9 protein-coding genes are annotated in these 15,676 nt (G+C 68.6%); 5 read left to right on the top strand and 4 right to left on the bottom strand.

The window, feature by feature from the left end:
- Nucleotides 1–43 precede the first annotated feature (43 nt).
- Nucleotides 44–982, top strand: coding sequence for a 5'-3' exonuclease H3TH domain-containing protein (locus ACHMXB_RS05820; RefSeq protein WP_395403572.1), 939 nt, complete (start codon nucleotides 44–46; stop codon nucleotides 980–982).
- A gap of 51 nt (nucleotides 983–1,033) precedes the next feature.
- Here the strand turns inward: ACHMXB_RS05820 and ACHMXB_RS05825 are convergent, their stop codons facing one another.
- Nucleotides 1,034–3,190, bottom strand: coding sequence for a glycogen debranching N-terminal domain-containing protein (locus ACHMXB_RS05825; protein WP_395403574.1), 2,157 nt, complete (start codon nucleotides 3,188–3,190; stop codon nucleotides 1,034–1,036).
- 195 nt (nucleotides 3,191–3,385) lie between these two features.
- On the opposite strand from ACHMXB_RS05825, the gene ACHMXB_RS05830 reads away from it, so the two are divergent.
- Both ACHMXB_RS05830 and ggt read left to right on the top strand, forming a co-directional pair.
- Nucleotides 3,386–4,627, top strand: a complete 1,242-nt coding sequence (locus ACHMXB_RS05830) for an MFS transporter (protein WP_395405147.1) — start codon at nucleotides 3,386–3,388, stop codon at nucleotides 4,625–4,627.
- A gap of 84 nt (nucleotides 4,628–4,711) precedes the next feature.
- Nucleotides 4,712–6,538: a gamma-glutamyltransferase gene (gene ggt, locus ACHMXB_RS05835; RefSeq protein WP_395403576.1), complete on the top strand. Its 1,827-nt coding sequence runs from the start codon at nucleotides 4,712–4,714 to the stop codon at nucleotides 6,536–6,538.
- Between the two features lie 82 nt (nucleotides 6,539–6,620).
- Here the strand turns inward: ggt and ACHMXB_RS05840 are convergent, their stop codons facing one another.
- A complete protein-coding gene (locus ACHMXB_RS05840; RefSeq protein WP_395403578.1) occupies nucleotides 6,621–7,259 on the bottom strand; it encodes a hypothetical protein in 639 nt (212 codons plus the stop codon).
- Nucleotides 7,260–7,644: 385 nt separating this feature from the next.
- Between ACHMXB_RS05840 and ACHMXB_RS05845 the strand changes: the two genes are divergently transcribed.
- Nucleotides 7,645–9,351 (top strand): DUF222 domain-containing protein, encoded by a 1,707-nt coding sequence (locus tag ACHMXB_RS05845; RefSeq protein WP_395403580.1) that lies wholly within the window; start codon nucleotides 7,645–7,647, stop codon nucleotides 9,349–9,351.
- Nucleotides 9,352–9,453: 102 nt separating this feature from the next.
- Nucleotides 9,454–12,195 (top strand): ATP-dependent helicase HrpB, encoded by a 2,742-nt coding sequence (hrpB, locus tag ACHMXB_RS05850; RefSeq protein ID WP_395403582.1) that lies wholly within the window; start codon nucleotides 9,454–9,456, stop codon nucleotides 12,193–12,195.
- A 131-nt stretch (nucleotides 12,196–12,326) separates the two neighbouring features.
- Here hrpB and ACHMXB_RS05855 read toward each other — a convergent pair whose 3' ends face one another.
- Nucleotides 12,327–13,289: a glycosyltransferase gene (locus ACHMXB_RS05855; RefSeq protein WP_395403584.1), complete on the bottom strand. Its 963-nt coding sequence runs from the start codon at nucleotides 13,287–13,289 to the stop codon at nucleotides 12,327–12,329.
- Nucleotides 13,290–13,448: 159 nt separating this feature from the next.
- Nucleotides 13,449–15,578, bottom strand: a complete 2,130-nt coding sequence (locus ACHMXB_RS05860) for a glycogen debranching N-terminal domain-containing protein (protein ID WP_395403586.1) — start codon at nucleotides 15,576–15,578, stop codon at nucleotides 13,449–13,451.
- Nucleotides 15,579–15,676 lie beyond the last annotated feature (98 nt).

Genomic DNA, 15,676 nt, shown 5'->3' on the forward strand with positions numbered 1-15,676 from the left:
CGTGTCACAGGCACCGGGCGGTGAATCCGTGTCAGGATCAGTCATGGTCAACCGCCTGATGCTGCTGGACACCGCCTCCCTGTACTTCCGCGCCTTCTATGGCCTGCCCGACACCATCCGCCGGCCCGACGGCACGCCGGTGAACGCCGTCCGCGGCCTGCTTGACATGATTGCGCGGCTCACCACGGACTACGGCGCCACGCATCTGGTCGCGTGCTGGGATGACGACTGGCGTCCGCAGTGGCGGGTGGACCTCATCCCGACCTACAAGTCCCACCGGGTCGCCGAGGTGAGGCAGGCTGCCCCGGACGTGGAGGTGGTTCCGGACGCGCTGGAGGCTCAGATCCCGCTAATCCGCCACGTGCTGGGTCTCGCCGGCATCGCCGTCGTGGGCGCTCCGGAGCACGAGGCCGACGACGTCGTGGGCACCTACGCCAGCCACGCCGACCTTCCGGTCGACGTGGTGACAGGGGACCGGGACCTCTTTCAGCTGGTCGACGATGCCCGGCAGGTGCGCGTGATCTACACCGCCCGGGGCATGAAGAACCTCGAGGTCCTGACCGACGCCACCGTGGTGGGGAAGTACCGCGTGCTCCCCGAACAGTACGCCGACTACGCCACCCTCCGCGGCGACGCCTCGGACGGGCTGCCAGGCGTCGCTGGCATCGGCGAGAAAACGGCCGCTGCGCTCCTCCTGGAACACGGCACGCTCGACGGGCTAATAGCGGCCGCGGCGGATCCCGCAGGCGGGGTGTCCGCCTCGGTGCGGTCCAAGCTCGCTGCCGCCGCGGACTATCTCAAGGTGGCCCCCGCCGTCGTCAACGTGGTGCGCAATCTGGAGCTGCCCTCCCTTGACGAGGCCGGCGCGGAACTGCATGCCGTCAGGGGCGGGGCGCGGGACGAGCTCGAGCGGCTCGCCACCGAGTGGAACCTCGGCGGCTCCGTTCAACGGCTGCTGCAGGCGCTGGACCGCCGCCCCTAGATCGGACACCGCCCTGATCCCGACTCAGAGCCGTGAGAACGACGCCGGCTCCTACTTACCCAGCCCCGCTTCAGCGAGCAGCTCCGTGAGCCATGGCCGGTGTTCGCGGTGGAAGGTCAGTCCTTCCGGCAGCCCCTGCACGGAGGGCTCGGACCCCGTAATGTCGATGGTGATCCGGCCGCCGCCCATGGGGGCGTTGGTGATGTGCAGGTCGCCATAGGATGCCGGCAGCACGGGGTCCATCCACATGCCGCCCCGGGACACATGCGCGTCGTACCGCATCAGGCTGGTCACCAGCATGATCGGCGTGGTGGCCGCCCATGCCTGCGGGGAGCACGCGGTCGGATACGGCACCGGCTCGGTGACCTGGTCCCGGCTGAAGCCGCAAAACAGCTCCGGCAGGCGCCCGTCGGTGAATTCGGCCGCTTCCAGCAGGGCCGTGGCGATCCGCTGTGCCTCCTCCACGAAGCCGTAGCGCAACAGGCCCGCGGCGATGATGGCATTGTCGTGGGGCCAGACCGACCCGTTGTGGTAACTGGCCGGGTTGTAGGCGCCCATGTCAGTGGCCAGGGTGCGGACGCCCCAGCCGCTGAACATTTCAGGGGTCATCAGCCGCTCGGCCACCAGCGGCAGCTTGTCCTCATCCACGATGCCGTGCCACAGGCACTGCCCCATGTTGGAAGTGCACGCGTCCACCGGCCGCTTGTTGCGGTCCAGCGCGACGGCGTAATAGCCGCGGTCCGGCAGCCAGAACTGTTCGTTGAACTTCCTCTTCAGCTCCGCCGCCTCTTCCGTGAGCCGCTCCGCCAACGGTGCGTCGCCGGCGTCGTACGCCATCCAGGCCCTGGACAGAAACGCGCTGTAGACCAGTGCCTGGACTTCGCAGAGCGCGATGGGGGGCTCGGCCAGCGTCCCGTCCGCGAAGTTGATGCCGTCCCACGAGTCCTTCCAGCCCTGGTTGATGAGGCCCTGGTCGTTGAGGCGCTCGTACTCAACGAACCCGTCGCCGTCCTTGTCGCCGTAATTCCGCACCCAGTCCAGAGCACGGTCGGCATGGGGCAGCAGCGCTGCAATTGTGTCCTTGGCGAAGCCCCAGCGGCTCACCGAACCCAGTGACATCACGAACTGCGGCGTGGCATCGACGCTCCCGTAATAGGCGGATTTGCCGCCCAGCGCCAGCCCGCTGGAGATGCCGAGCCTGACCTCATGCAGGATCTTCCCGGGCTCCTCCTCGCTCATGACGTCCACCACCTTGCCCTGCCGGTCGGCCAGCGTCTGCAGGGTGCCCAGCGCCAGGGACGGATCCACCGGCAGCGCCATTTCCGAGGCCCACAGCGAGTCCCGGCCGAACAGCGTCATGAACCACGGGGCACCGGCGGCCACCACGATGCGCTCCGGATGTGCGGGATCCTCGATCCGGAGCGCGCCTAGGTCGTCGTAGCTGCGCCGCAGGGTCCGCTCGATGGAACGGTTTCCCATGTGCAGCTTGGGAATCTTGGCCACCCATTCCTGCCGGCGGCGGTCGCTCGGGGATACGTCACCGGGCGCGGGACGGATAAACGACGATGGCGGGACCCCGCCGCCGTTGGCGGCCGGCGCCACGCTCACCCGTGAGCTCCATGCACCGCGCGGCGGGACCACCGTCCGGAAGGTGAGGGAATCGGCGGTGACCTCGGCGCCATGTGCGTTGACGACGACGCTCTTAACGAGGTCCTGCCAGCCTGCCTTGATCACCAGGGAGTCGCCCTCAGGCTGGCGGGATTCTTCCCAGCGCCGCTGGACACGTGCCTCCTTCACCTCAAAAAGATCAGCGAAATCCGATTCAACACTGAGCGAAACGATGCACTCGGTCTCCTTCGAGGAGTAGTTCCGGATGGTGATGTCCTCGCGGATGCCGGCACCGACCTCCCGCACGCGCTCCACGATCAGGGGACTGTCTGCGTATCCGTCGGAGCGGGGAACGCGGCCTATAAACAGAGCCCGGTAAGGTTCCTTGGTTTCCGCCGTCAGCGCCTCCAGCGGCAGGCCGTTCACGGACAGGTTCCAGCGGGACAGGATGCGGGTGTCCTCGTGGAAGACCCCGTGCGGATGCTCCGGGTGGATATCCCCGTTCGCCGAGGAAATGCAGAAGGACGAACCTTCCACCAGGGTGACCGTGCCCGATCCCACCGGACCGGCAGCTGTGTCGGCGTTCCAGCCAGCAGCCATTCCCGCCTCCTTCGACGGCTCAGGAGGGAGGCGGCGCTGTGCGGACCGGAGCCGCACTGCCTTTCGCCGCCTACTCCGCTGGGCACGACGCTACGCTCGAACGCCGCCCGATAAAAGGGTCTCTGGCGGCCCCCGGCGAAGACGACGAGAATGGGTTCCGTGCCCCAACTCCGCGCCGGGACGGACAGCGAGGCGATGAACCCGGCGGCCCGCAAGGTGCAGCGCATCTATCTGACGCTGACACTCGGCAATACCCTTGCGGCGTCATTCATCTGGGGCATCAACACGCTGTTTCTGCTCGACGCGGGGCTCAGCAACCTTGAGGCCTTTGCCGCGAATGCCTTCTTCACCGCGGGGATGGTGCTGTTTGAGGTGCCCACCGGCGTGGTGGCTGACGGCTGGGGGCGCCGGGTTTCCTTCCTGCTCGGCACCGCCACCCTGTCCGTCTCGACGCTCCTCTACTACCTGCTGTGGCAGCTTTCCGCGCCGTTCTGGGCGTGGGCTGTGGTGTCCGTGCTGCTTGGTTTGGGCTTCACCTTCTTCTCCGGCGCGGTGGAGGCGTGGCTCGTGGACGCGCTGCACTTTTCCGGCTACGACGGTGCGCTGGAGACGGTGTTCGGGCGCGGCCAGGTGGTGTCCGGCACCGCCATGCTCATCGGGTCGGTGGCAGGCGGCGTCATTGCCCAGGCCACCGACCTCGGGGTGCCGTTCCTCCTGCGAGTGGGCGTGCTGCTGGCCATGTTCGTAGTGGCACTGTGGCTCATGCACGACGTCGGCTTCACCCCCGAACGTTCCGCGCGTCCCCTTCAGGCGACGCGCGCCGTCCTTTCAGCGTCCATCGAGAACGGCCTGAAAAATCCGCCCGTGCGTTACGTGATGCTGTCCGCGCCGTTCACGGCCGGCGTCGGGATCTACGTCTTCTACGCCCTGCAGCCGTACCTGCTTGAGCTGTTCGGCGACCGCACTGCGTACGCCATAGCGGGTTTGGCCGCAGCCATCGTGGCAGGGGCCGAGGTCCTCGGCGGCTGGCTGGCGCCGCGCTTCCGGCGCCTGGTCCGCAAACGCACCACGGTACTGATCCTCAGCGGGACCGGGAGCGCGCTGATCCTGGTGGCGCTCGGCTTCACCCGTGAGTTCTGGGTGGCCCTGGTGCTGCTGGCCGCCTGGGCGCTGGTGGCAGAGGTCGGGACCCCGGTGGGGCAGGCCTACCTCAACGACATGATCGACTCGAGGCAGCGGGCCACGGTCCTCAGCTTCGCCTCCCTCATGGGTTCGAGCGGCGGCGTGGTGGTCCAGCCCGTGCTCGGCCGGTCCGCCGATGTGTACGGCTACCCGGCATCGGTGGCTCTCAGCGGCGCCATCCAGCTGGCCGCCGTGCCGTTCCTGTATGCCAGCCGCCGGCAGCGCGCCGCTGCTGATGAAGCACATGGCCGTTGAATGTTTCGGCCGTTGAGTGTCTTTCCGCCGCGGAGTAGCGTGACATTACCGTCAACCCGCATTTACTCACACCCGGGAGCGACCATGCCACACCTAAAAAGCCGAGTAGCAGCCGTCACCACGGCCCTGGCAATGAGCGTGACGGCGGGCGCCGTCACCACCCCCGCGCTTGCTGACGAGCGGGTGACCGAAAAGACCGCGACGGCCACCGGGTACGGCGGCGCGGTGAGCACCGTGGACCCGGAGGCTTCCGCCGCGGCCATCGACATCCTCCGCAGGGGAGGCAATGCTGCGGACGCCGCCGTCGCCGCTGCCGCCACCCTCGGCGTAACCGAGCCATACAGCGCCGGAGTGGGCGGCGGCGGGTACTTCCTCTTCTACAGCGCACGCACCGGCCGGGTCAGCACCATCGATGGCCGTGAGACAGCCCCCGCGGCCATGCCGCACGACGCTTTCATCAATCCGAAGACGGGCAAGCCCTACAACTTCACCCCCGAGCTCGTCACCAGTGGCGTGTCGGTGGGCGTTCCAGGCACGCCCGCCACGTGGGAGCGCGCGCTGGACCGGTGGGGAACCAAGGACCTCGACGACGTCCTCGAGCCGGCCATCGAAGTTGCGGACCGCGGCTTCGTGGTGGACGGCACCTTCCGCCAGCAGACCCTGGACAACAAGCTCCGCTTCCAGGCGTTCACCTCAACCAGCAAGCTCTTCCTCCCCGGCGGTGACGCACCCGCCGTCGGCAGTATTTTCAAAAACCCGGACCTTGCGGCAACCTACCGGCTGCTCGCGGACAAGGGAACACGCGGCTTCTACCAGGGGGCGCTCGCGAAGGAGATAGCATCAACCGTCCAGGCTCCCCCCAAGACCAAGACCACCAAGCTGCCTGTTCCTGTAGGCCACCTGACAACAGCGGACCTCGCCAAATACCGTGCGCTGAACCAGTCGCCCACCCACGTGGAATACCGTGGCCTCGATGTCTACGGCATGGCCCCCTCAAGCAGCGGCGGCACCACCGTGGGCGAGGCGCTGAACATCCTCGAGCCGTTCAACCTTTCCGGGATGTCCAAACCCAGCGCGCTGCACCACTACCTCGAGGCCAGCGCCCTCGCCTTCGCTGATCGCGGCAAATACGTAGGCGACCCCGCGTTCGTCGATGTTCCCACCCGTCGCCTGACGGACCCGCTGTTCGGCAAGGAACGCTCCTGCGCTATTGATCCGAGGAAGGCGGCCGTTAAGCCGGTGGCCCCTGGTGACGTGGCGAATTACGACGGCGCGTGCCCGGCCGCCGCGGCGGCCCCCGCCAGCGAGAAGGACACCGAGAACATCTCCACCACCAACATGACCGTTGCGGACAAGTGGGGCAACGTCGTCGAGTACACCCTTACCATCGAGCAGACCGGCGGGTCGGGCATCGTGGTGCCCGGCCGCGGGTTCCTGCTGAACAACGAGCTGACCGACTTCTCCACCGTGTACGACCCGAAGGACCCGAACCGGATTGAGCCCGGCAAGCGGCCCCGGTCCTCGATGTCGCCGACGATCATCCTCAAGGACGGCGACCCGTTCCTGGCCCTTGGCTCGCCCGGCGGTTCGACGATCATCACCACCGTCCTGCAGACCATCCTGAATAGGGTGGACTTGGGGATGAACATCTCCGGTGCCATTGCGGCTCCGCGGGCAGCGCAGCGGAACGCGGCCAAGGTCACGGCCGAGCCGGCGTTCATCAAGGCGTATGAGAGCCAGCTGAAGCCTTTCGGCCACGAGTTCACCCCGTCCGGTGACGCGTTCACTTCGGCAGCGGAGATCGGCGCGGCCACGGCCATCGAGTTCAAATCCGGCGGTCGCATGGTCGCCGCGGCCGAGCCGGTCAGGCGCGGGGGAGGCTCCGCTATGGTGGTCAAACCCTCGAGGTGAGACCCGCCGTCGTTCTTGGGTAAGCCAGCCCCTGCCCAGGAGGCGCCATTACATCAGGCGGGCCGCGACGTAAGGCGGGCCGTTAAGGAAGGCTGTCGCCAGGCCCCGGCAATAACTGCCTGTTCCTGATCTGCGACGGTCCGAACTCCACGTTAATCGGACGGATTTCCCAGGAGTCGCTTCGTTCCCGTGAACCGCCTTTCTCTTCGCGGCCCTGATTTGGATGCCCCTCTGACTTCGGTTTGCCCACGGCAACGTGGGGCCGCCAACGAGGATACCTGTAGCCCAGGGCGCGGGAACTGAGGATGAAGTCATCGGGGTTATCCACCCGCAGCTCATCCAGCAGCTCGTGGAGGGCCTGGACGAGGGAGACCTGAAAGTCCCGCACGCCCTGGGGCACGTCCACCTCGAGTCCCGACACCCTGCCGCCGCCCAGCAGAACCAGCCGCTCGGCCGTGCCGGAGAAGCCCTCCAGCACGGGCAGCGCGCGCAGCCAGTCCGCAGTCTTGACGGTGGCCGCGGCAGGATCCGTGGCGCCCTTGGTCCAGTCGGCAACGTCGGCCGCGAAGTCCTCCAGAATGCCGATGTGGAGCAGGGTCATGTGCAAGCCCTGCGGCCTGCGCAGCCCGTCCGCGTAAGCCGCGAGGTGTTCGTAGTCGGCGGGTTTGGTGCCGACGCCGAGCACCGGAACCTCAACTGTGATGCGCGGAAGCCTCAGCATCCGGACCTCCCTGTCCTTGGCCGCCGTCGTGATTCTTCGCCTGTGGATGTTGCCATTATGCGCTTTCAGGGGGCCCAAAGAATTTTCCGATCCCGGCTCCCGATCCATTGCTCGGCCTTGTGACGAAAAGAACCAGGGGGTGATCCGGGCCGGGTGCCCCGCCGCAAGGGCCTCGATCGCTGCCCGATGGCGGCGCGGCGCGGGGGCTTTTGGCTCAGCTGTGTGCCCATCTGGGTGGCGGCTCAGGGCGTTCTCGGGGCTGGGAACGCCCTGAGCTGCCACCTGGTTGCCGCTCTGGATTGGATCAAAAAACTTTTTTCGATCCGGCCCGCCTGTGGTGCTCCGCCCACCCTTTAATGTCGGTGCCCCCTGTCATGCTGTGGGTATGGATAACGAGGCAGCTGCGAAGACGTTGGAGGCCATCAGTGCCTCCGCGCTTGCGCTGGCTGCTGAGCTCCGTCGGGTAGCTGATCCGGGCCCGGCGGGCGCCGTATCGCCGCAGGATGAGGCGGATCCGCTGGGAGATCAGCCGGGTTCGCTGCCGGTTGAGGCGGATCCGCTGGGGGATCAGGCGGAGGTGTGCCTGGACGGTCTGGCTGGGGTGGCCAGGATGGAGGCGCGGCTGGCGGCCGTAAAGGTCAACCTGGTCGCCGGTTACGCGGAGGCGGAGGAGGCCATGACTCCGCCTGGCGCGTCCGTGCAGGACCAAACCGTCCGGCGGATGTCCATGACTGCGGAGGTCGCTGGCGCACTGACCGTCAGCGAGGGCTCGGCGGAGCGGTTGCTGGTCGAATCCGCCGCGCTGACCACGGACCGGCCGTTGGCGCTCGCCGCGCTGGGGTCAGGAAAACTGTCCTGGCAGCACGTGCGCATCATGTGCGAGGAAACGGACGGGCTGTCGCCGGAAGCGGCCGCGGCGTTTGAGGCGCACTTCCTCGACCCGGACGCGCCGGGGTACGCGCGGGGGTGCCCGGCGGGGGAGCTGACTCCGGGCAGGTTCCGGGCCAAGGCACGGTATTGGCGGGAGCGGCATCATCCGGTCAGCATCGAGACCCGGCACACCAAGAGTGTGAAGGACCGGCGGCTGGAGTATGCCCCGGACCGGGACGGCATGGCCTGGTTCTCGGCGTACCTGCCGGCGGACCAGGCGGCCGGGATCTGGAACCGCACCACCGCCGCCGCCCGCGCCATGCAGGGCCCCACCGAGTCCCGGACCCTGACCCAGCTCCGCGTCGATGCCTTCGCCACGTGGCTGCTCACCGCAGGCCACCCGGTTGACGGCGCGGTTGACGGCCCGCCCCCAGATGTCCTGCCCGCAGACTCTACGCCGGCCCGTGAGATGCCCGCCGGTGATGCGCCAGCCGGTGATCCTCTGGCCGGTGGCGTGCCGTCCGGTCTTATGCCGGCCGGTGATGCGCTGGCCGGTGGTGTGCCGTCCCCCACGGCGCAGGTCCTGGTCACCGTGCCGGTGTTCTCGATGCTCGGCCTGTCCGATGAGCCGGCCACACTCGACGGGTACGGGCCGATCCCGCCGTCCATGGCCCGCCGGCTCGTCGCCGACGGCGCAACATCATTCCACCGCGTCCTCACCGACCCCCGCGACGGGGCGCCCCTGGAGATCGGACGCACCAGCTACCGGCTAACAAAACCAATGCGCCAGTGGCTGCGGCTCCGCGACGCCAAGTGCACGTTCCCCAACTGCAACAACCACTCCCTGGACAACGAGGCCGACCACATCCTGGCCTGGGCAGCTGGCGGCGGCACCGGCGTCGCCAACCTCGGCCAGCCCTGCCCGAAACACCATCGCCTGAAACACGCCACGGCGTGGAGACCGGTCGGCGCCACCCGTGACAAACCGCCCGGCTGGATTTCGCCGTCGGGACGGTCCTACCCGGCCGAGTATCAGGACTGGGAACCACCCACCTGGCCAGAAGCGCCGCCCGCCCAAGACATGCCAGAAGTGCCAAATTGGCATGATCCCGACGGGTTCGTCGACCCGGACGATATCGTCGACCCCGACGATTTCGACAGCTCGGGCTCATCATTCCCGGTGGATCCGTGGCCCGACTGGGCAGCATACATAGCTGCCTAGGAGACCGCCTGTCCCGAGCAGCGCGGGGCTGGTGGTAGCCGGGCTGAAGCACGACGGAGCACGCGCACAGGTGCCGCCCGTACCGACCGGCACAATGGAGGGGTGACTTCCGCACCCCTCCCGCAAGATGCCCCACAGGACGCCCTGGCACCTTCCGCACCCTTCAGCCTGCAGGCGATCGGTTCCGGCCTGGTCTTTGCGGAGTCGCTGGCGGAGCTGGCCGGCGTGCTCCAAAAGCAGGGTGACGGCGGAGCAGCAGTGGTCCAGGCCCCGCCCGGCACCGGCAAAACGACACTGGTGCCTCCGCTGGTTGCCAACCTGGCACAGGCAGCCGCCAAGGATGGGAAGCCGCGCATCGTGGTGACACAGCCGCGCCGGGTCGCCGCCCGGTCGGCCGCCCGCCGCCTTGCTTCTCTCGAGGGGACGAAGCTGGGGGACAGGGTGGGGTATAGCGTCCGAGGCGAACGGCAGGCTGGTCCCGGCACCCTGATCGAGTTCGTGACCCCCGGCATCCTGCTGCGCCGACTGCTGGCTGACCCGGGCCTGGACGGCACCGCTGCCGTCATCCTCGATGAGGTGCACGAACGCGGCCTGGAAACCGATCTGCTGCTGGGCCTGCTCGGCGAGGTGCGCCACCTGCGCGGCGACCTCATGCTCGTTGCCATGTCGGCCACCCTCGACGCGCCGCGGTTCGTGGCGCTGCTCGGCGCGGATCCCGGCGGAGAGCAAATAGAGGAGGCCGACGGCGGCGGGCCGGCTCCCGTCGTCGACTGCCCTTCCGCGCTGCACCCGCTGCAAACGGCATGGGCGCCCGCCCCTGTGGCGCGACTGGACAGTCGCGGAGTGACGCGCGCATTCCTGGATCATGTGGCGGACAGTGCCGCCGCGTCCTACGCGGAAGCCCTTGCCTCGGACGCCAGCACCGACGCCCTGGTGTTCCTGCCAGGCGCGCGGGAGGTGTCCCATGTGGCCGGGCGGCTGCGCACCAGGGTGGGTCCCGGCGTCGAAATCCTGGAACTGCATGGCCAGGTCAGCCCCGCGGCCCAGGACCGTGCCGTGTCCGGGCGCCAGCCGGGGGATTTCGCCCGGATCATCGTCTCCACGGGACTTGCCGAGTCGTCGCTGACGGTGCCCGGCGTCCGGCTCGTGGTCGACGCCGGGCTGTCCCGGGAACCGCGCCGCGACGCAGGCCGCGGCATGACCGGCCTGGTCACCGTCTCCTGCTCCCGGGCCTCCGCGGAGCAGCGCGCCGGACGTGCGGCGCGGCAGGGGCCGGGGAAGGTGGTCCGCTGCTATGACCAGAAGACCCTAGGCGCTGCGCCCGCTCACCAAACGCCTGAGATCGCCGTGTCCGACCTGACGGGCGCCGCCCTGATCCTGGCCTGTTGGGGCGCACCCGGCGGCCGCGGGCTGATCCTTCCGGACGCCCCGCCGCCGGCAGCGATGGGCGACGCGGTCGAGGTGCTGCGCGAGCTTGGCGCGGTTACGGAGGACGGCCACGCCACGGACTTGGGCAAAGCCTTGGCGCGCATCCCGGCCGATCCGCGGCTGGGACGGGCCCTGCTGGTCGGGTCGGCGCTGCTGGGCGGCGGTTCGGCCGGCCGCGCCGGTTCCGGAACGAGAGGTTACGGAACTGCCGCGGAGGTGGTGGCCGCCGTCGCAGGGGACCAGCGGGCAATCGGAGCCGACCTGCCGCGGCTCGTGTCGGCGCTTCGCTCGGGCAAGGACCCGGCATCCAAGCCCTGGGCGGAGGAGGCGCGGCGGCTGGGCACGCTGGCACGCCAGGCGGGGACCGTCGTCGGGCTTCCCTCCGTCGATGTGCCGGTTCTCGCCGTGCCGGCAGGAACCGCCGAACAGATCGGTCTGGTGGTGGCACTGGCGTTCCCGGACCGGGTGGCCCGCCGGGTCCCCGGGGACGGGCCGGAGCGTTACCTGCTGACCTCCGGCACCCGGGCAGGGCTTCCCGCCGGCAGCCCGCTTGCGGGGCACGAATGGCTGGCGGTGGCTGAGGTTGCGCGGGCGGATGGGCGGGATGCCGCCGGGACCGGTGCGGTGATCCGCTCCGCCGCACCGCTGGCGGCGGACACCGCCGAGGCCGCCGCGGCGCACCTGCTGCTCGATTCGGTGGAGGCAACGTTCAGCCAGGGCCGGGTGACGGCTCGCCGGGAGCGGCGGCTGGGCGCCATTTCGCTCTCCTCCACGCCCGTGCGGGCTTCCGCGGGGGAGGCCCGCGCCGCCGTGGCCCAGGCGCTGGAGGAACAGGGGCTGGGAGTCATCGGATGGTCGACGGCGGCCGACGGACTGCGCCGCCGTCTCGCCCTGCTGCACCGGGAACTGGGCGAACCCTGGCCGGATATGTCAGAGCAGGCCTTGCTGTCCCGGCTCGACGACTGGCTCGGTCCGGAGCTGGAGGCGCTGGCCGGTGGTGCCGCCACCTCCGGCATCGACCTGACGGATCCTCTGCGGCGCCTGCTGCCGTGGCCCGACGCCGCCGGCCTCGGCGAGCTGGCTCCGGAGTTCCTGGAGGTTCCCAGTGGCTCCCGCGTCCGGATCGACTATCCCGCACCCGGGGACGATGGCGGCAGGCCGGTAGTGGCCGTCAAACTCCAGGAATGCTTCGGGTGGGACCGGACGCCGCGGCTGGCCGGCGGACGGGTGGCGGTGCAGTTCCATCTGCTGTCGCCGGCCCGGCGGCCGCTGGCCGTGACGGACGACCTCGCCTCCTTCTGGTCGGGGCCGTACGCGCAGGTCCGCGCCGAGATGCGGGGCCGCTACCCCAAGCACCCCTGGCCCGAGGACCCTTGGACCGCGACGGCGACCGCACGTACCAACTCCAGGAAGTGACTACCCCGCGGAACTTACTGCCTCGCGGAACTGACTACCCCGCGGAACTTACTGCCCCGCGGAACTTACTGCCTCGCGGAACTGACTACGGCGGACGTGATTTTCGGGCGGACGTCACTGGGCAGAAGCGACTACCGGGCGGAGGCCACACCTGTCAGCCGGGCGTACAGGGCCAAATGGGCATTAACCATGCGCTCGGTGCTGAAGCGCTCCTCGGCCTGGGTCCGGACCGTCCTGCGGTCCAGGTCCGCCGCGCGCACTAGGAGGCGGGCCAAGTCCTCCGGTGCTTCGGCCAGGTAGCCGTTGACGCCGTCGTCGACGATTTCGGGCGCTGACCCCATGGGTGTGGCCACGACGGGTGTGCCGGTGGCCATCGCTTCGATCATCACCAGCCCGAACGGTTCCATCCACTGGATGGGATTGAGCAGGGCGATCGCTTCCCCGAGCAGTTTGTATTTCTCCGCGCCACCCACCTCGCCCAGGAACTCCACGTCCGGGCCCTCCAGCGGCTCCACCACCTCGTGGTAGTACTGCACTTCGGCCGGCTCCCGCATCTTCGCGGCGATCCGGAGCCGAACCCCGGCCAGCTGGGCCACCCTGATGGCCTCCACGACGCCTTTGTCGGGGCACATCCGGCCAAGGAAACACGCGTAGCCGCCCTTCCCATGCCCCACCGGAACGCCGGCCACTTCCATGCCGTGGGGAATGATGGCCGCCACCCGGTCTGCCAGCGCGCTGCTGACCTGGCTCTTGGAGATGGCGATCAGGCTTGTGTCCCGGGCTGCTGCGCCGTAGACAGCGGCGAAGGAGGGCGTGAGGTCGCTGTGGATGGTGGTCACCACCGGCAGCCCCTCGGGACGGCCGCGGTAGAGCGGACCTGCGAGTGTGTGGTCATGGACCAGATCCACCATGCCGTCCATGCCGGCATACGCGCCAATGATGTGGCTGAGTTCCGAGGAGGTGAATCCAACGAGGTCGGGCTCGGAGGTACGCATCCCGGGGAGCCTATCCACCGGGCAGGTGCTGTCCGCGGCGGCGGCAAGCAGCACCTCATGGCCCGCCCTGGAAAATCCCCTGGCCAGGGCGTCGACCACCAGTTCGATGCCGCCGTACCCAAGCGGGGGGAATCGGATACCAAGGCCCCGCAATCAAACCGATACGCATCCGCAGCTCCCTTGTCCGGATGTACTGTGACCGTTCAACTACTGAGACCATTCAGTTGTGGGTGCACCGAAGTTACGGTGCCATATTCCTTAAGGTGCCATCAGCCGCTCCAGCGGCGGCCGCGGCTCGTTGAGTACTTTCGTGCCCTGCGGCAGTCCGTCAATGGATCCCTGGCTGCCGGTGGCGCTCAGGGTGATCCGGGAATGGTCCATCTGAACATTGTCCGCGCGGAAGCTGCCGAACTCCGTCGGCAGCACCGGTGCCAGGCAGACCTCCGCCCGGGTTAGTAGGGGATCGAAGCGCAGGAGGGTCCGCATCAGGTGCACCGGCGCGGCGGAAGCCCATGCCTGCGGTGAGCACGACGTGGGGAACGGCACCGGGTCAGGGAAATCGTCCCGCGAGAACCCGCAGAACAGTTCCGGCAGCCGACCGTCGAATTGTTCCGCCGCATCGAACAGGCCGGTGGCGATTAGCGTGGCCTCCTCGACGAACCCGTACCGCATCAGCCCCGCGGCCACCAGTGCTGTGTCGTGCGGCCACACCGAACCGTTGTGGTAACTCACGGGGTTGTAGGCGCCCATGTCCGAGGCGAGCGTCCGGATTCCCCAGCCCGTGAACATCTCCGGGGACATCAGCCGCTTGGCCACCAGGGGTGCCTTGTCGGCGTCAACTATTCCCACCCAGAGGCAATGGCCCATGTTGGAGGCGCAGGCATCCACCGGACGCTTGTCCTTGTCCAGGGCCACGGCAAAGTATCCCCGCTCGGGGAGCCAGAACTTCTCGTTGAACTTGGCCTTGATATCGGCGGCGCGGCGGTTCCATTTGGCGGCGGTCTCCTCGTCGCCCAGCTGCTGGGCGAGCAGCGCTCGTCCGAGGTAGGCAGCGTAGACGTAGCCCTGCACCTCGCACAGGGCGATGGGCGCCTCCGCCAACCGGCCGTCGGCGAAGTTGATCCCGTCCCAGGAGTCCTTCCAGCCCTGGTTCAGCAGGCCGTGTTCGTTGGCGCGCTGGTACTCCACGAAGCCGTCGCCGTCGCGGTCCCCGTAATGCTCCACCCATTCCAGGGCCCGGTCCGCGTGCGGCAGGAGCGACTCCAGCAGGTCGCCCGCCAGGCCCCAGCGCCCGAGCTCCGCCAGCAAAGACACGAACAGGGGCGTCGCGTCCGCGGTGCCGTAGTACGCCTGGCTGCCGCCGAGTGCCAGTCCGGCGGTGACGCCCAGCCGCACCTCATGCAGGATCCTGCCGGGTTCCTCCTCGGTGTTCGGGTCAACCTTTTGACCCTGCAGGGAGGCGAGGGTCAGCAGGGTCCCAGCCGCCAGCTTCGGGTCCACCGGCAGCGCCATGTAGGAGGACAGGATAGAGTCCCTGCCGAACAGGGCCATGAACCACGGGGCACCTGCGGCGACGGCTGCCCGCTCCGGGTGGTCGGGGTCGAAGATCCGGAGGGCGCCCAGGTCCTCCTGGCTGCGGGTCAGGACCTTCTCCACGTTCTTGTCCGTAACGGTCAGCCGGGGAACGTGTTCCTCCCACGCGGCGTAGCGCTGGGCGCCCACGTGCGGAGCCGACTCATGCGTGAACGGCTGCTCCGGCCCGGCGCCGTCAACCAGTGGGGTGGTGAATACGCTGGCCGTCCAAACGCCTCGGGGGGCAAGTTCGGCGTCGAACGTCAGGGCATCCTCGGTGACCGTGGCTCCGTGGGCGCTGATGACCACGCCGCGGTGGATGCCGTTGCGCATGGCGTCAATCTGCAGGGCGTCGGCCCTGCACTGCCGGCTGTGCTCGGCGGACGGCACCACCTTTCCGCCCTTGACGTCGAACAGGTCACTCAGGTCCGCGTCCACCCTGATCTGGATCCGGCAGGTCCGCGGTTGTTCCGAGTAGTTGTGGACTTTGATGTCGTCACGCAGTCCGGGCCCCACCTGGCGGCTGTGCTCCACCACCAGCGGGCTTTCCACCGCCCCGTTGGCCCCGCGGGGCCTGCCGACGAAAACCGCCCGGTAGGGTTCGCGGGTCTGGCCGGACAGCGGTTCCAGCGGAACGCCGTCGACCGTCAGCTGCCAGCGGGACAGAATCCGTGTGTCCTGGTAGAAAGCACCCTGCGGCTGGCCGGGAAACACGTCCCCGCTCTCGGCGGAGATGCAGAACGAGGAACCTTCCACCACGGTCACCGCTGTCAGTCCCGATGATCCTGCACCGATATTTTCATTCCACGCACTCATCGACCGCTCCCTGGCGACTAGTCGGATGGCATGGGCCGGCCGTGCGGCCACGGTATCCATCGTCCCCCTACCGGCGGGACGCCGCAACGGGTATTACG

The organism is Arthrobacter sp. UC242_113, assembly GCF_044054585.1.
Taxonomy (GTDB): domain Bacteria; phylum Actinomycetota; class Actinomycetes; order Actinomycetales; family Micrococcaceae; genus Arthrobacter.

Bases quoted from the DNA above. Each gene is read 5' to 3' on its own strand.
- ACHMXB_RS05845 (WP_395403580.1), top strand. From the start codon at position 7,645: ATGGATAACGAGGCAGCTGCGAAGACGTTGGAGGCCATCAGTGCCTCC.
- ACHMXB_RS05820 (WP_395403572.1), top strand. From the start codon at position 44: ATGGTCAACCGCCTGATGCTGCTGGACACCGCCTCCCTGTACTTCCGC.
- ACHMXB_RS05840 (WP_395403578.1), bottom strand. From the start codon at position 7,259: ATGCTGAGGCTTCCGCGCATCACAGTTGAGGTTCCGGTGCTCGGCGTC.
- ggt (WP_395403576.1), top strand. From the start codon at position 4,712: ATGCCACACCTAAAAAGCCGAGTAGCAGCCGTCACCACGGCCCTGGCA.
- ACHMXB_RS05830 (WP_395405147.1), top strand. From the start codon at position 3,386: ATGAACCCGGCGGCCCGCAAGGTGCAGCGCATCTATCTGACGCTGACA.
- ACHMXB_RS05825 (WP_395403574.1), bottom strand. From the start codon at position 3,190: ATGGCTGCTGGCTGGAACGCCGACACAGCTGCCGGTCCGGTGGGATCG.
- ACHMXB_RS05860 (WP_395403586.1), bottom strand. From the start codon at position 15,578: ATGAGTGCGTGGAATGAAAATATCGGTGCAGGATCATCGGGACTGACA.